Genomic DNA, 14712 nt, shown 5'->3' with positions numbered 1-14712 from the left:
GCGGCGGGTGCCGTGGGCCGGTGCTGGGGATCAGGGGGTTTCTATCTGTACGCCCATGATTTCTCGGGCCGGTCGGCCGGGGACCAGGCCCAGGCGCCAGGCCTGCCAGCCGGACTCCAGGCGGATGCCCCGCTCCAGCAGCAGGCCGTAGGCGTCCAGGCACTCGTCGAGCCGGGCGTCGCGCAGCGCGTGGGGTTCGCGGGACAGCAGGGCCAGCTCCTCCTGGGCCACCGCCGTGCCGACCTCGACGCCGCCCGGGGCCGCGTACGGGAGCAGGGTGCAGCGCAGGAAGCGGGCCCAGTCCTCGCCGCGCCGGTCGCCGTAGGAGGCGAAGAGGGCCGCGGCCTCCTCGCACAGGGCCAGGGCGGCCTGCGTACGCCCGTTGCCCGCGTCGACGATCGCGAGTTCCAGGCAGGTCCACGCCTCGCCGTGGGCGACGCCGATGCGCTGGAAGTCGGCGCGGGCGTCGACCAGGAGCTGCCGGGCGAAACCGGAGTTGCGCAGCGAACCGGTCTGGGCGGCCCGCTGGTCGCGGGTGACCCGGGCCGAGTGGTGCCGGGCGCAGGCGAGGCCGTAGACGTCACGCATCCGGGAGAACAGGGAGCGGGAGCGTTCCAGCTCGCGCACCGCCTGGTCGAGGTCGCCGGTCTCCTCCAGGGCCAGGCCCAGGTAGTAGACCGTCCAGGCCTCGCCGCGCGCGTCCTCGTTGTCCCGGTGCCGGGCGGCCGCGCGCCGCAGGTCCTCGGCCGCCGGACCGGGGTCCCCGGCGATCAGCCGGGCCCGGGCGAGCTGGGTCAGGGCCCAGGCCTCGCCGCGGGCGTCGCGGGTACGGCCGTACAGGTCGAGGGCCTCGCGCAGATCGGCCTCGGCGCGCGGGACGTCCCCACGGCGCAGGTTCAGCTGGCCCAGCTGGAAGTGGGCCCAGGCCTCGCCGTGCACGGAGCCGCCCGCGCGGTGCAGGACCAGGGAGCGAGTGAGCAGGTCGAGCGCCTCGGCCAGATGGGCCCGGTCCCGTTCCACCGCGGCCAGCGCGTGCATCGTCCAGGCCCGGTCGGTGGCGAGCTCGGGCGCGGCCTGGAGCTCCAGGGCCTCCCGCAGTCTCGCGGCCGCCTCCGTCAGCTGGCCCTGGTGGTGCAGGGTGATGCCGAGCGAGCACAGGGCGCGGGCCGCGCCGGCGTCGTGGTGGGCCTGGAGGTAGAGGTCGACGACCGAGCTGAGCGTCGTACGGGCCTTGTCGAGCTCGCCGAGCTGGCGGGCCGCGATGCCCGTACGCCACTGCACGGAGCGCACCAGCAGGTCCTGGCCGACCGACTGGGCCAGTTCGCTGATCTCACCGAGCCGGTAGAGGTCGCCGCGCAGCAGGCAGTAGTCGCACAGCGCGCCGAGCAGGCTCATGACGGCGTTCTGGTCGACGCCCTCCGCGTGCCGCAGGGTCGCCGTGATGAAGCTCGACTCGTCGTCCAGCCAGCGCAGTGCCTCGTCGAGGGAGGTGAAGCCGTGCGGGGTGAAGCGGTCCGAGCGGGTGGACATGTTGCCGTCGACGAGGCGCAGCACGGAGTCGGCGAGTTCGGCGTAGCTGACGATCAGCCGTTCCTGGGCGGCCGCGCGCTCGCCCGGTTCCTCCTCGTCCACGAGGCGGGCCTGGGCGAAGGCGCGGACCAGGTCGTGCAGCCGGTAGCGGTCGCCGCGGACGTGGTCGACCAGACCGGCGCCGGCGAGGGCCGTGAGATGGCGGGTGGCCTCGGCGCGGTCCGTGGCCAGCAGGGCCGCCGCCGCGGCCGTGCCGAGTGAGGCGCGCCCGGCCAGCGCGAGCCGGCGCAGCAGTCGGCGGGTCGTGTCGGGCTGGTCGGTGTAGCGCAGCCACAGGGCGCGCTCGACCGGCTCCACCGGGCCGTAGGCGGCGAGGTCGGCGGCCAGCGCGCGGGGTGAGCGCGGGCCGAGCGAGGAGCCGACGATCCGCAGGGCCAGCGGCAGGCCGCCGCACGAGCGGGTGATGCGGTCGGCGGACTCGGCGTCGTAGGGGCCGGAGGCGTCCTGTGCGCTCGCGGTCAGCAGTTCCTCCGCGCCGGCCGTGTCGAGGGGCCGCACCGGCAGGTCGTGCACCCACGCGGACAGCTCGGCGGGCAGGTCCGGCGGGGTCCTGCCGGTGACGAGGACCAGGCTGTCGGAGCGTTCCGGGACGAGTGCGCGGATCTGTGCGGGATCGGAGGCGTCGTCGAGGATCACCGTGACCGGCAGGTCGGTCAGATGCTGCTGGTACAGCTCGCTGAGCCGTTTGACCTGCTGGTCGGGGGAGGAGCGCTCACGGAAGAGGAGCTGTTCGCGGGGGGCGCCGAGCCGGTTCAGCAGGTGCAGCAGGGCGTCCCGGGTGGGCAGGGGTGCCCCCTGCGTGCTGTCGCCGCGCAGGTCCACGACGCAGGCGCCGCGGAACTGGTCGCGCAGGTCGTGGGCGGCCCGGACCGCGAGGGTGGTGCGGCCGCTGCCCGGCGGGCCGTGCAGCACGACGACCGTCGGCTGGGTGCGGGTGCTGGCGCGGGCCGTCTGCACCCACTGCCGTATCTGCGCGAGTTCCGCCCGGCGGCCCGCGAACGGTTCGGCGGGTTCCGGGAGTTGGGCGAACGACTGGGCGAGCACGGTCCGTCCGCGTGCGGCGGCGCTCTTGTCGGCGCCCCGCAGCTGCGGCCCGGGGGCCTTCTTCGGCGCGGTCGTCGCGCTGAGCATCCGCTGCTGGTCGAGGAACGGGCGGATGCCCCGTACCTCCAGTGCCGTGAGCCACTGGAGCCGCAGCTGCTCGGCGCCCCCGGGCTGTCCCGCCTCTCCGGCCCGGTGATGCGCGGCCGGCAGATGGGTGCCGGCCACCTTGACGACGGTGGCCGCCGCGCCGACGACCCCGACGGTCACCCCGGCGCCGAGGGCCGTCCCGGGGCCGGTGCCCAGCGCGAGGTCGGCGACCGCTGCCGTGACGGCCGCAACGCCCGCCACCAGCAAAGGAGTCCGGCCGCCCTCGCGCGCGTAGCGCTGACCGAAACTGACCTGCCGGGCTTCCGTCTCCTCCAGGGCGCGCGCGTACGCCTCGTACTCCTCGGCGGCGGTCTGCGCCATGGCGTCCAGCGCGCCGCGGGCCCGGGTCATCAGCACCTGGCGGTCGCTGCGGCCGCCGGACCGGCGCACCTCCTCCTCCACGGCCCGCGCCAACAACCGCTCGGCTTCCGCCCTATGGCCGTCCCGCATGTCCCGTCCCCCTCCGGAGGTCACCGCGTTCCTTGGTCAAGTGTGCGATGGGCCCGCCCGTGAAGCGAGGGGGCGTCAGATCCCCGGCGCGCAGACGAGCGGGTGTCCGACGGCTGAACGCGGGAGGAGGACACCCTGTGTCGCGGCTTCCTCGTCTCTCACAAGACCCCGAGGTCGACAGAGCGGGACGGGCGCGTGAGGGTTTCGCTGATCGCGGCAGGCGCTGTGAGAGGCTGAGGCGTATGAACCGGTTGGCTGACACGACCTCGCCTTATCTGCTTCAGCACGCTGACAATCCGGTCGACTGGTGGCCCTGGACGCCGGAGGCTTTCGAGGAAGCGCGCCGGCGTGACGTACCCGTTCTGCTGTCGGTCGGCTACTCGGCGTGCCACTGGTGTCATGTGATGGCGCACGAGTCGTTCGAGGACCAGGAGACCGCCGACCGGCTCAACGAGCACTTCGTCAGTGTCAAGGTGGACCGGGAGGAGCGTCCCGACGTCGACGCCGTGTACATGGAGGCCGTCCAGGCGGCCACCGGGCAGGGCGGCTGGCCGATGACCGTCTTCCTGACGCCCGACGCCGAGCCCTTCTACTTCGGCACGTACTTCCCGCCCGCGCCCCGTCAGGGGATGCCGAGCTTCCGGCAGGTGCTGGAGGGGGTGCGGCAGGCCTGGAGCGAACGGCGGGACGAGGTGGCCGAGGTCGCCGGGAAGATCGTCCGGGATCTGGCGGGACGGGAGATCTCCTACGGTGACAGCAAGGCGCCCGGGGAGCAGGAGCTGTCGCAGGCGCTGCTCGGGCTGACCCGGGAGTACGACCCGCAGCGGGGCGGATTCGGCGGGGCGCCGAAGTTCCCGCCGTCGATGGTCGTCGAGTTCCTGCTGCGCCACCACGCGCGGACCGGCGCCGAGGGCGCTCTCCAGATGGCGCGGGACACCTGCGAGCGGATGGCCAGGGGCGGGATCTACGACCAGCTCGCCGGCGGATTCGCCCGGTACTCCGTCGACCGGGACTGGATCGTGCCGCACTTCGAGAAGATGCTGTACGACAACGCGCTGTTGTGCCGGGTGTACGCCCACCTGTGGCGGGCCACGGGCTCCGAGCTCGCCCGCCGGGTCGCCCTGGAGACCGCCGACTTCATGGTGCGTGAACTGCGCACCGCGCAGGGCGGGTTCGCCTCGGCGCTGGACGCCGACAGCGACGACGGGAGCGGCCGGCACGTCGAGGGCGCCTACTACGTCTGGACGCCCGCGCAGCTCACCGAGGTCCTCGGACCGCAGGACGCGGAGCTCGCGGCCCGGTACTTCGGCGTCACCGAGGAGGGCACCTTCGAGGAGGGCGCCTCCGTCCTCCAGCTCCCGCAGCAGGAGGAGGTCTTCGACGCCGGGCGGATCGCGGGCATCAAGGAGCGGCTGCTGCGCGAGCGCGGCGGGCGGGCGGCCCCGGGCCGCGACGACAAGGTGGTCGCGGCGTGGAACGGGCTGGCGATCGCCGCACTCGCCGAGACCGGTGCCTACTTCGACCGGCCCGACCTGGTCGAGGCCGCGACCGGCGCCGCCGATCTGCTCGTCCGGCTGCACCTCGACGACCAGGCGCGGATCGCCCGGACCAGCAAGGACGGGCAGGTCGGGGCGAACGCCGGAGTGCTGGAGGACTACGCCGACGTCGCCGAGGGGTTCCTCGCCCTGGCGTCCGTCACCGGGGAGGGCGTCTGGCTGGAGTTCGCCGGGTTCCTGCTCGACCACGTCCTCACCCGGTTCCTCGACGACGACTCGGGTGCGCTGTTCGACACCGCGGCCGACGCCGAGCAGCTGATCCGGCGTCCGCAGGACCCGACCGACAACGCCGTGCCGTCCGGCTGGAGCGCCGCCGCGGGCGCGCTGCTGAGCTATGCCGCCCACACCGGGTCCGAGCCCCACCGCAGCGCCGCCGAGCGGGCGTTGGGTGTCGTGAAGGCGCTCGGTCCCCGGGTGCCGCGGTTCATCGGATGGGGGCTCGCCGCCGCCGAGGCGCTGCTCGACGGGCCGCGCGAGGTCGCCGTGGTCGTGCCCGACCCGGCCGACCCGGCCGCCGAGCGGCTGCGCCGCACGGCGCTCCTGGGGACCGCGCCGGGAGCCGTCGTGGCGTTCGGGACCCCGGGGAGCGACGAGTTCCCGCTGCTCGCCGGCCGCCCCCTGAGCAACGGCGAACCGACCGCGTACGTGTGCCGCGACTTCACCTGCGACGCGCCGACCACCGACCCCGAGCGGCTGCGCGCGGCGCTGGCCACGGTGGTGACCGGGACCCCCTAGGGCCGCTCGCGGCCCGCGGACTCCGCGAGGGCGCGTTCCACGACGGCCACCAGCCGCTCGTGGTGCGCGCCCTTCCAGTACGCCCGCCCGCAGGACCGGCACTGCGCGAACACGTCGTAGGACTGCTGGGTGCCCTGGCGCAGCTGGTCGGCGACCTCCTCCTTGGTGACCCGGCTCAGCAGCCCGTTGCAGGCGGTGCAGCGCGTCCAGGGGAGCAGCTCGGGCGCGAACCGGTCGAGGACGTCGCGGAGCTGCTCCTCGGGGTCGGTGCTGTAGACGTAGGCGCCCGCCCACAGTTCACGGCGGCGCAGCAGACCGCGGTCGCGGCTGAGCATCACCCGCTGTTCGGCCGCCGAGCGGGCGGCGAGCGCCGGGTCGCCGATGTCCGTCGACTCGTACGCCGTGTCCACGCCTAGCAGGCGCAGCCGGCGCGCCAGGGTGCCGAGGTGGACGTCGAGGAGGAAGCGCAGGGGAGCGCCCGGGACCCGCTGCGGGCGGGCGACCGGGCGGACGGTGACCGACTCGCCGTCGGCCGGGATGTGCGAGACCGGCACCGTACGGCCGTCGACCGTCAGCAGGCCGACCTCCGTGAGGGGCACCCCGAGCGACTCGACGACGTGGCCGAGGGTCGAGACGCCGTCGACGGCGAGCGCGGTGGCGCCGGCGCGCCGGGCGTGCGGGACGAACAGGGCCAGCTCGGGGGCGACTTCGACGCGGATCTCCAGTGCGTTCACCGGGTCAGGATGGCATGCCCGGGGCGGGCCGGTCTCAGGGATTGTGCCGGGGCAGACCGTGCTCCATGACGTCCAGGCTGCGCACGAGCAGTTCCTCGAAGTCGTCCCGGTGGCCGTGCTCGGCCCAGTAGATCGACGTCTGCATCAGGCCGCCCATGAGGGACATGGCGTACACGCGGACTTCGAGGCTGTCGGGGTCGAGGCCGGTGCGCTCGCCGATCGCGATGCTGAACATCCGGCCGGTGACCGACATGCTCTCCATCATCCGTGAGCGCACCGCGGGCACCTGGACCATCAGGTGGGTGCGCAGCCGGGCGACCTCGATGTCGTCCTTGAGGCCCATGCGCAGGGCCTTCAGCATCACGTGGCGGACGGTCTCGGGCCAGGGTTCGTCGGCCGGGCGGGCCCGCAGTTCCCTGACGAGGACCGGGTCCCACTCGTCGGTGAGGACGATGTCCTCCTTGGTCGGGAAGTAGCGGAAGACGGTCGACGGCGACACCTCGGCGCGTTCGGCGATCTGGTCGATCGTCGTGGCGTCGTACCCCTGCTCCCTGACCAGCGCGTAGGTCGCCGAGCGGATCGCCTCACGGGTCTTGATCTTCTTGCGCTCGCGCAGGCCCGGTCGGGGGTGGTCGGCGGGGGGAGTGGAACGTGCGGCCGTCATGGGCTCATTGTCGGGCATCGGTGCCGGGGGTGACCAAGCCCGGGGATCCCGGGCCCGCGGCACCGGTGGCGTCCGGGCCGGCGCCGGTCCGCGTGGCGCCCGGCTCCCCGGGGTGCGGGGCGGTCGGCAGGAACGCGGCCGCCGGCAGCGCGGAGACCAGCGCGGCGACACCGCACACCAGCAGCACCAGGTCCATGCCGTGGACGTAGGCGGCGTCCGCGGAGGCGGCGAGGTCGCCCAGGTGCGCCTTCCCGGCGATCACCTGGGCCGCGACCACCGACTCACCGGCGGTGCGGGCGGCCGGCGCGGGCAGGCCGGTGACGTCGAGCCGGTCGCGGAAGGCGCTCGCAAGCAGGCTGCCCAGCAGGGCGATGCCGATCGCGCCGCCGACCTGGCGCAGGGTCATCAGCAGCCGACGATCGACAGCCACAGCGCGGTGAAGCCGTACCCGGAGCCGGTCGTCGTGCGGCTGCCCAGCAGCGCGGCGAGGGCCAGCACCACCAGTCCCGCGCTCACCACGGCACGCGCCCCGAACCGGGCCACGACGGGCTGGGCGGCCCGCGCGGCGATGATCAGCCCGCCCATCATCGGCAGCAGCCGGACGCCGGTGCCCAGGGCATCGTGGCCCAGCACGGCCTGGAGGTACTGGGGCAGCACGAACAGCAGGCCGGACAGCACGAACATCAGCAGGGTCGCCGCGAGGGTGTTGAACAGGAACCCGCGCTGGGCGAGCAGGGACATGTCGAGCATCGGCCGCGCGGCGCGGCGTTCCCGCAGCACCAGCGCGGTGATCAGGACGACGGCCGCGGCCCCCGTCACCAGGACCGGCGGGTCGCCCCAGCCCCGGGTGGGCGCCTCGACGATCGCGTGGATGAGGGCGCCGAGCCCGCCCGCGGTGAGTGCGGTGGAGACGGTGTCGACCGCGCGCGAGGCCGAGAGCGGGGGAAGGTCTCCGAGGGTCGAGCCCGCGGAGACGATGCCGACGGCCTTGGTGCTCTTCCCGGGGGTGAACAGCGAGGGCAGCACCGACAGCGCGAGCCCGGCGATCAGCATGCGCCGCCGGCCGAAGCGGTCGCCGAGCAGGCCGGCGGGGAGCATCAGCGCCGCGAAGACGACGACGTACGCGTCCGCCGTCCACTGCTGCTGTCCCGTGTCCGCGCCGAGCGCCCACCACCGGCGGTGGTCGGGACCCGCCGCGCCCGAGTTCACGGGAGTGACCATTAAATAAAAGTAACTTTCAAAAGATGGTCGGTGTCAACATCGCCGTCTCCGGGCCACGAAAAATGGCCACGGCTCGGGAGCCGTGGCCAAGGTGGCGGGAAAGTGCCGCTGTCGCCGCTATCCGTGCTGGTAAGCCACCAGCGAGATACCGACGTAGTGGACGACGAACGCGGCGAGGGTCAGGGAGTGGAAGACCTCGTGGAAGCCGAACCAGCGCGGTGAGGGGTTGGGGCGCTTGATGCCGTAGATCACGCCGCCCGCGCTGTAGAGCAGCCCGCCGATGATCACCAGGACCATGACGGCGATACCGCCCGCCCGCATGAAGTCCGGCAGGAAGAAGACGGCCGCCCAGCCCATGGCGATGTAGCAGGGGGTGTACAGCCAGCGCGGGGCGCCGACCCAGAAGACCCGGAAGACGATGCCCGCGGCGGCGGCCGCCCAGATGCTCCACAGCAGCCACCGCCCCTTCGACTCCGGCAGGAGCAGCAGGGTGAGGGGCGTGTAGGTGCCCGCGATGATCAGGAAGATGTTCGCGTGGTCGAGTCTGCGCAGGATGCCGTCCATGCGCGCGTTCCAGTCACCGCGGTGGTAGAGCGCGCTGACGCCGAACAGCAGACACGCGGTGAGGGCGTAGATGCCGCAGGCGACGCGGCCGCGGGTGGAGTCGGCGAGGGCGGTGAGGACGAGACCCGAGATGAGGGCGGCCGGGAACATACCCAGATGCAGCCAGCCGCGGAGCTTGGGCTTGACCGGGTGCGGCAGGGAGAGCGCGACAGGACCGCGGCCGGCGGGCGGCGTGTCCGTGGGCGCGTCGGGGGCGGACGCAGTCATGTGCGAATCGTACCTACGCAGCCGTAGGTAGCGGATCAGTCCGGCACGGCCGGGAACGAAGAGTGGCCATCATCTCACGCCAGTTGCGTCAAGGGACCGTCAAGGGGCCGTCTGCCGAACGTCATGTGGACGCAAAACGGCGCCCCTACACGTGGCCATCCTCACTCCGCTCACCTGTGAGGCCCTCTGGACATATGGGCGCGGGCGTCGGATGATCAAATGAGTGCGGTCGACACCGGATGAGCGCCGAGGTCATCAGAAGCATCCGGGTCGCAGCCCCCACGGGGCCTCCAACACAAAATCCCTCATCTAGGAGCAATCGTGGCGCGCGACATCGCGGCTCCCCCCGTCATCCCCACCGACCACCAGGAACTCGTCTCCTGGGTGAACGAGATCGCCGAACTGACCCAGCCGGACAACGTGGTCTGGTGTGACGGATCCGAGGCCGAGTACGAGCGCCTGTGCGGGGAGCTCGTCGAGAAGGGCACCTTCAAGAGGCTCGACCCGGTGCAGCGCCCGAACTCCTACTACGCCGCCTCCGACCCCACCGACGTCGCCCGTGTCGAGGACCGCACCTTCATCTGCTCCGAGAAGGAGGAGGACGCGGGTCCGACCAACCACTGGAAGGCGCCCGCCGAGATGCGGGAGGTCTTCACGGGGGAGAAGGGCCTGTTCCGCGGCTCCATGCGCGGCCGCACGATGTACGTCGTCCCCTTCTGCATGGGCCCGCTGGGCTCGGACCTGTCCGCGATCGGCGTCGAGATCACCGACTCCGCCTACGTCGCGGTGTCCATGCGCACCATGACCCGCATGGGACAGCCGGTCCTGGACGAACTCGGCTCCGACGGGTTCTTCGTGCGTGCCGTGCACACGCTCGGAGCACCGCTGGCCGAGGGCGAGCAGGACGTCCCGTGGCCGTGCAACGCGACCAAGTACATCTCGCACTTCCCCGAGAGCCGCGAGATCTGGTCCTACGGCTCCGGCTACGGCGGCAACGCGCTGCTGGGCAAGAAGTGCTACGCCCTGCGCATCGCCTCCGTCATGGCCCGCGACGAGGGCTGGCTCGCCGAGCACATGCTGATCCTCAAACTCACCCCGCCGCAGGGGGAGTCGAAGTACGTCGCCGCCGCCTTCCCGAGCGCCTGCGGCAAGACCAACCTCGCCATGCTGGAGCCGACGATCTCCGGCTGGACGGTCGAGACCATCGGCGACGACATCGCCTGGATGCGCTTCGGCGAGGACGGCCGGCTGTACGCCATCAACCCCGAGGCCGGCTTCTTCGGCGTCGCGCCCGGCACCGGTGAGCACACCAACGCCAACGCGATGAAGACCCTGTGGGGCAACTCCGTCTTCACCAACGTCGCCCTCACCGACGACAACGACATCTGGTGGGAGGGGATGACGGAGGAGACTCCGGCCCACCTCACCGACTGGAAGGGCAACGACTGGACGCCGGACTCCGGTGTCCCCGCCGCCCACCCCAACGCCCGCTTCACCGTCCCCGCCGCGCAGTGCCCGATCATCGCGCCCGAGTGGGAGGACCCCAGGGGCGTGCCGATCTCGGCGATCCTCTTCGGCGGCCGGCGCGCGTCCGCCGTCCCGCTGGTGACGGAGTCCTTCGACTGGAACCACGGTGTCTTCCTCGGCGCGAACGTCGCCTCCGAGAAGACCGCCGCCGCCGAGGGCAAGGTCGGCGAGCTGCGCCGCGACCCCTTCGCCATGCTGCCGTTCTGCGGCTACAACATGGGCGACTACATGGGCCACTGGGTCGATGTCGCCAAGGGCAAGGACCAGGCGAAACTGCCGAAGATCTACTACGTGAACTGGTTCCGCAAGAACGACGCGGGCAAGTTCGTGTGGCCGGGCTTCGGCGAGAACAGCCGCGTCCTGAAGTGGATCGTGGAGCGCCTGGACGGCCGCGCCGAGGGCGTCGAGACCCCGATCGGCATCCTGCCGACGAAGGACGCCCTCGACACCAAGGGCCTCGCACTCGACGAGGAGGACCTCGACTTCCTCCTCACCGTCGACAAGGAGGTCTGGCGCGAGGAGGCCGCCCTGGTCCCCGCGCACCTCGACACCTTCGGCGACCACACGCCGAAGGAGCTGTGGGACCAGTACCGCGCGCTGGTGCAGCGCCTGGGCTGAGCAGCCCCGAAGACTCCGCGGCCGGCACGGATGTGCCCTGACCAGTGATCGTCACGGCCGGCCGCGGTGCGATGCGGCGAGCCGCGTACAACGGCGTGCGCGGCCATGGGCCTGCCGTCGTCCCCCCGTCCGCCCCGACGAGGAGACGACGGCAGGCCTTCGCCTGTGCGGGGTGTCATCCGCGGGGTGTCATCCGTGGGTCGCCGTCGGCCCGTCGCGCATGTCCCCGCGCCCCTGGTCCGGCGAGCGGTCCTGCAAGTACCGCGTATGCGTCTCCTGGCGGCGCGCCTCGACCTCCCGGAGCGCGGCCGCCAGCCGCTCCGCCTCCTCCTGGAGCAGGGTCAGCTGGCGCTCCAGATGCCGCTCCGGCGGTTCCTGGCCGGGGGCCATCCCCGTCCACCAGCGGGCCCGTACGAAACTGTCGACCGCCTCGGGCAGGTCCTGGCGCACGGTCCGCGCGAGCGTGTGGACGCCCTCGGGGTCCTGGGCGAGGAGGCCCGCGACCCAGCCGGGCTCCAGCAGCGCGGCCAGCAGGCCGGTGAGTTCGGTGAGGCGGCCGGCGGCGGCCGGTGGCAGCTCCACCTCCGCGAGATACCCGCCGAGCCGTTCGAAGTCGCCGCGCACCTCCTCCAGCCGGGCCGCCGCGTCCGGGAAGTCCGGCAGCAAAGGCCGCTCCGGCGGGGCGGCCAGCGCCCCCGCGCCGTACAGCCCGGCGACGACGACCGGCCAGTACGGTCCGGCCACCCCCGTGAAGGTCAGCGCGAGTCCGGCCAGTCCGCACACCCCGCCCGCGATGTTCTTGCGGGACTCCAGGTAGCCGACGAACCTACTGGTAGCCACGGATCTCCTCGAAGGCGCCGTCCAGCGAGCCCTTGCGCGCGTCGAAGAGCCGGCCGCCGGTCAGGTCGGCGATGTGCGCCAGTTCCGCGCGGTCGGAGTCGCCGAACAGGATCGGGAAGACGGGGATCCGCCGGCCCGCGGGGTCCAGCTCGTCCCGGTAGAAGGCGTCGAAGTCGCCCGCGTCGTCGCCCTTGGTGTTCTCGCCGTCCGTCATCAGCACGATGGAGGTGAAGGTGTCCCGGCCGGAGCCCAGGTGGTCGTACGCCTTCTCCAGCGAGGTGTAGATCGCGGTCTCGCCGTCGGCGGTGAGCTTCGCGCCGTCCGCGCGGATCGCGGCGATACCGCTCTGCGGGTCGGCGGGGTCGACGACGTGCGTGGTGACGCTCTTCACGTCCGACCCGAACGGCATCAGCGTCACCTCCTCACGGTCGCGGAAGTCGCCGGTGAGGCCGGTGAGGGCCTCCTTCAGACGGTCGAGGCGGTCGCCCTCCATCGAGCCCGAGGTGTCGAGGACGTACACGGTCCGTGAGGGGCGGCGCAGCTCGTTCTCGTAGGCGTCGAGCAGCCCGTCGGCGACGGAACGGGTGCCCGGGAAGGGCAGTTCGCGCCGGCGTGCGGTGTCGAGGCCGGGCGCCGGCGCCACCGAGGCGACGACCGGGCGGCGGCGCGTCGTCGAGGTGATCATCCGCTGGACGGCGTCCGTGCGCAGGGCGTCGGTCACCCGCTTGACGTCCGCGCGGGTGGCCGCGTCGGTCGAGGCGAGCGAGGAGAGCGGGTAGTCGGCGGTGACGACCCCGTCGGTGGGCCTGATCACGGTCAGTCCGGGGATGCCCTTCAGCACGGACTCGTAGTTCAGCAGCGCGTCGACGTCGCCGCGCCGCGCGTACGCGCTCGCCAGCCAGCCCGAGGAACCCGAGGTCAGCTGCTGGCCCTTGAAGAACTCCTTCAGCCGCGGCGTCGCCTTCGCGACGTCCGCGTCGGTGAGCGCCGACTGGGCTCCCGACAGCGCGGAGGCGACCGAGATCAGCGTGGCGAAGCCGGAGTTGGAGCGGGCCGGGTCGGTCATGCCGTAGGTGAGCCGGCCGTCCTGGACCGCCTGCTCGATCCGGGTCCAGGTGACCTGGCCGGACTTCCAGCCGAGGGCGGCCGCCTCGGCGTCCTTGACCCCGAGGGCCACGGGGCTCGACATGATCGGCGTCTCGGAGACGACCTTCCTCGCCGCGTCGGGACGCAGCCTCAGATAGTCGTCCGAGGACAGCCACACGGCGTCGTACTTCCCGTCGGTGCCGCCCCTCGCCAGCAGGTTCACCGCGTCCAGCGTGCCCATCCAGGTCGGCCGGACCCGGACGCCGGTGTCCGCGCGGACCCGTTCGAGCACGGGCGCCATGTCGCTCAGCTCGCTGGAGGCGAGGATCCGCAGGGTGCCCGGCCGGGCCGCGGCGGGGTCCCCGGCGTCGTCGCCGTCCCCGCCCGAGCAGGCGGTCAGGAGCAGGGCGAGGGCGGTCAGGGCGAGGAGGGCGCGCGGGAGCCGTCGTCTCATGCGAGCCCGCCTTCCAGGGTGCCCCGCGAGCGGCTGCGGTCCAGGTAGGTGCTCGCCTGGCGGAGTTCGGCCGTCAGGTTCTCCACGGTCACCGCCATCGCCTCGGTGGCCTGCACCTTGTAGGTGTCGATGGTGTCGAGGGTGCGGTAGATCTGCTGGAAGGCCGAGCGCAGGGTCTCCGCGCCGACCGCCGGGTCGGCGGCGATGCGCTGGATCTCCCCGCTCTGCGTCGCGAGCATCTCCGCGTTGCCCCGGATGAGGTCCTCGGTGGTCCCGCGCAACGCGTCTACCTGCTCGATGACCTTCTTCTGGTGGTCCAGCGCGGAGGCCAGCATCACGGAGATGCGCAGCGCCGAGACCGTGGTGGTGGCGGCCCGGTCGACGCCCTTGATCAGCTCCTCGTTGTTGCGGCGTACGACGTCCATGGCCAGGTAGCCCTGGGCGCAGACCGCGAGCTGGGTGAGCAGGTCCTGGCGCTTCTGCCGGACCGGGAAGAGGACGTCGGCGCGCAGGCTGTCGGCCCGTTCGGGGTCGCCGGCCTCGGCGTCGGCGATCCGCCGCCCGACCGCCGTGTCCAGGGCGTCGGTCAGGACCACGTACTCCTGGAGCTTGCCCATCGTCTCCCACAGCCGCACGCGCTCGGTCTGCAACGCGGCGTTGTCGCGCCGCAGTTCGTCCTGGCCGCCGCGCAGCGAGCCCACGATCCGGTTCAGCGTGCCCTGCGCGGAGGCGTACTTGGCGACGTGGTCGCGCAGCTTGTTGCCGCCGGGCAGCCGGGACAGGAACCTGCGGCCCCTGGACGCCGGCAGATCCCGCGGGTCCAGGTCCTCGACCACCCGCCGCAGCTCGACGAGGGTGCCCGCGACCTGCGACTGGGCGTCGCCGCCCCGGTCGGGCAGACTCCTGATGGTTCGCTCCAGCATGCGGTTGGACTGCGCGGCGGCCGTGCGCATCTCACCGGCGCCCAGCGCGGTGATCTCACCGACCTTGCCGGCGAACTCGGGTGAGCGGGCGTCGAGCGCGGCGAGTCCCTCGACGTACGCGGCGGCCTTCGTGGCCATGTCCGTACGGACGGAGTCGTCGACGGGGACGAGACCGCCAGCCGTCTCGCGCGGCACCGCGGCGACGGCCTCGGGCGGCGTGAGGGTGAAGGCCGGGGCCGAACCGGCGGCCGGGGTGGAGGTGGCGGGTGAGGTGGAGATGTCGTCGGACATG

The 14712-nt window shown here is 72.8% G+C and carries 9 protein-coding genes and 1 pseudogene; 2 read left to right on the top strand and 8 right to left on the bottom strand.

All coding sequences use genetic code 11. The features are described 5' to 3' along the window. Positions 1-30: 30 nt before the first annotated feature. A complete protein-coding gene (locus Saso_RS36335; protein ID WP_189920547.1) occupies positions 31-3231 on the bottom strand; it encodes a tetratricopeptide repeat protein in 3201 nt (1066 codons plus the stop codon). Between the two features lie 242 nt (positions 3232-3473). Here Saso_RS36335 and Saso_RS36330 point away from each other — a divergent pair, with 242 nt between their 5' ends. Next, complete coding sequence (locus tag Saso_RS36330) at positions 3474-5522, top strand: thioredoxin domain-containing protein (protein ID WP_189920272.1); 2049 nt, start codon at positions 3474-3476, stop codon at positions 5520-5522. On the opposite strand, the gene Saso_RS36325 is transcribed toward Saso_RS36330, so the two are convergent. From Saso_RS36325 to trhA, 4 genes and pseudogenes are all read right to left on the bottom strand, one after another. Then, positions 5519-6256, bottom strand: a complete 738-nt coding sequence (locus tag Saso_RS36325) for a Mut7-C RNAse domain-containing protein (protein WP_189920270.1) — start codon at positions 6254-6256, stop codon at positions 5519-5521. The genes Saso_RS36330 and Saso_RS36325 overlap by 4 nt on opposite strands. Before the next feature lie 34 nt (positions 6257-6290). Beyond that, positions 6291-6920: a TetR/AcrR family transcriptional regulator gene (locus Saso_RS36320; RefSeq protein ID WP_189920268.1), complete on the bottom strand. Its 630-nt coding sequence runs from the start codon at positions 6918-6920 to the stop codon at positions 6291-6293. 4 nt (positions 6921-6924) lie between these two features. Then, positions 6925-8141, bottom strand: a pseudogene (locus Saso_RS36315) (MFS transporter). A 117-nt stretch (positions 8142-8258) separates the two neighbouring features. Continuing rightward, positions 8259-8972, bottom strand: coding sequence for a PAQR family membrane homeostasis protein TrhA (gene trhA, locus Saso_RS36310; protein ID WP_189920266.1), 714 nt, complete (start codon positions 8970-8972; stop codon positions 8259-8261). Positions 8973-9293: 321 nt separating this feature from the next. On the opposite strand from trhA, the gene Saso_RS36305 reads away from it, so the two are divergent. Then, positions 9294-11117: a phosphoenolpyruvate carboxykinase (GTP) gene (locus Saso_RS36305; protein ID WP_189920264.1), complete on the top strand. Its 1824-nt coding sequence runs from the start codon at positions 9294-9296 to the stop codon at positions 11115-11117. A gap of 189 nt (positions 11118-11306) precedes the next feature. Here Saso_RS36305 and Saso_RS36300 read toward each other — a convergent pair whose 3' ends face one another. Genes Saso_RS36300 through Saso_RS36290 form a run of 3 tightly spaced genes read right to left on the bottom strand, consistent with a single transcriptional unit; the run spans position 11307 to position 14711 of the window. Beyond that, a complete protein-coding gene (locus Saso_RS36300; protein WP_189920262.1) occupies positions 11307-11957 on the bottom strand; it encodes a hypothetical protein in 651 nt (216 codons plus the stop codon). Beyond that, positions 11944-13497: a vWA domain-containing protein gene (locus Saso_RS36295; RefSeq protein ID WP_189920260.1), complete on the bottom strand. Its 1554-nt coding sequence runs from the start codon at positions 13495-13497 to the stop codon at positions 11944-11946. The genes Saso_RS36300 and Saso_RS36295 overlap by 14 nt, the downstream gene beginning before the upstream one ends. Beyond that, complete coding sequence (locus Saso_RS36290) at positions 13494-14711, bottom strand: toxic anion resistance protein (RefSeq protein WP_229901180.1); 1218 nt, start codon at positions 14709-14711, stop codon at positions 13494-13496. Before Saso_RS36290 ends, Saso_RS36295 begins: the two co-directional genes overlap by 4 nt. Position 14712: the final 1 nt, after the last annotated feature.

The sequence above is a fragment of the Streptomyces asoensis genome (genome assembly GCF_016860545.1).
GTDB lineage: Bacteria > Actinomycetota > Actinomycetes > Streptomycetales > Streptomycetaceae > Streptomyces > Streptomyces asoensis.
The sequence above is the reverse complement of the archived record's forward strand: the minus strand, read 5'-3'. Positions and strand labels throughout refer to the sequence as shown.

Bases quoted from the DNA above. Each gene is read 5' to 3' on its own strand.
- Saso_RS36295 (WP_189920260.1), bottom strand. From the start codon at position 13,497: ATGAGACGACGGCTCCCGCGCGCCCTCCTCGCCCTGACCGCCCTCGCC.
- Saso_RS36290 (WP_229901180.1), bottom strand. From the start codon at position 14,711: ATGTCCGACGACATCTCCACCTCACCCGCCACCTCCACCCCGGCCGCC.
- Saso_RS36320 (WP_189920268.1), bottom strand. From the start codon at position 6,920: ATGACGGCCGCACGTTCCACTCCCCCCGCCGACCACCCCCGACCGGGC.
- trhA (WP_189920266.1), bottom strand. From the start codon at position 8,972: ATGACTGCGTCCGCCCCCGACGCGCCCACGGACACGCCGCCCGCCGGC.
- Saso_RS36330 (WP_189920272.1), top strand. From the start codon at position 3,474: ATGAACCGGTTGGCTGACACGACCTCGCCTTATCTGCTTCAGCACGCT.
- Saso_RS36335 (WP_189920547.1), bottom strand. From the start codon at position 3,231: ATGCGGGACGGCCATAGGGCGGAAGCCGAGCGGTTGTTGGCGCGGGCC.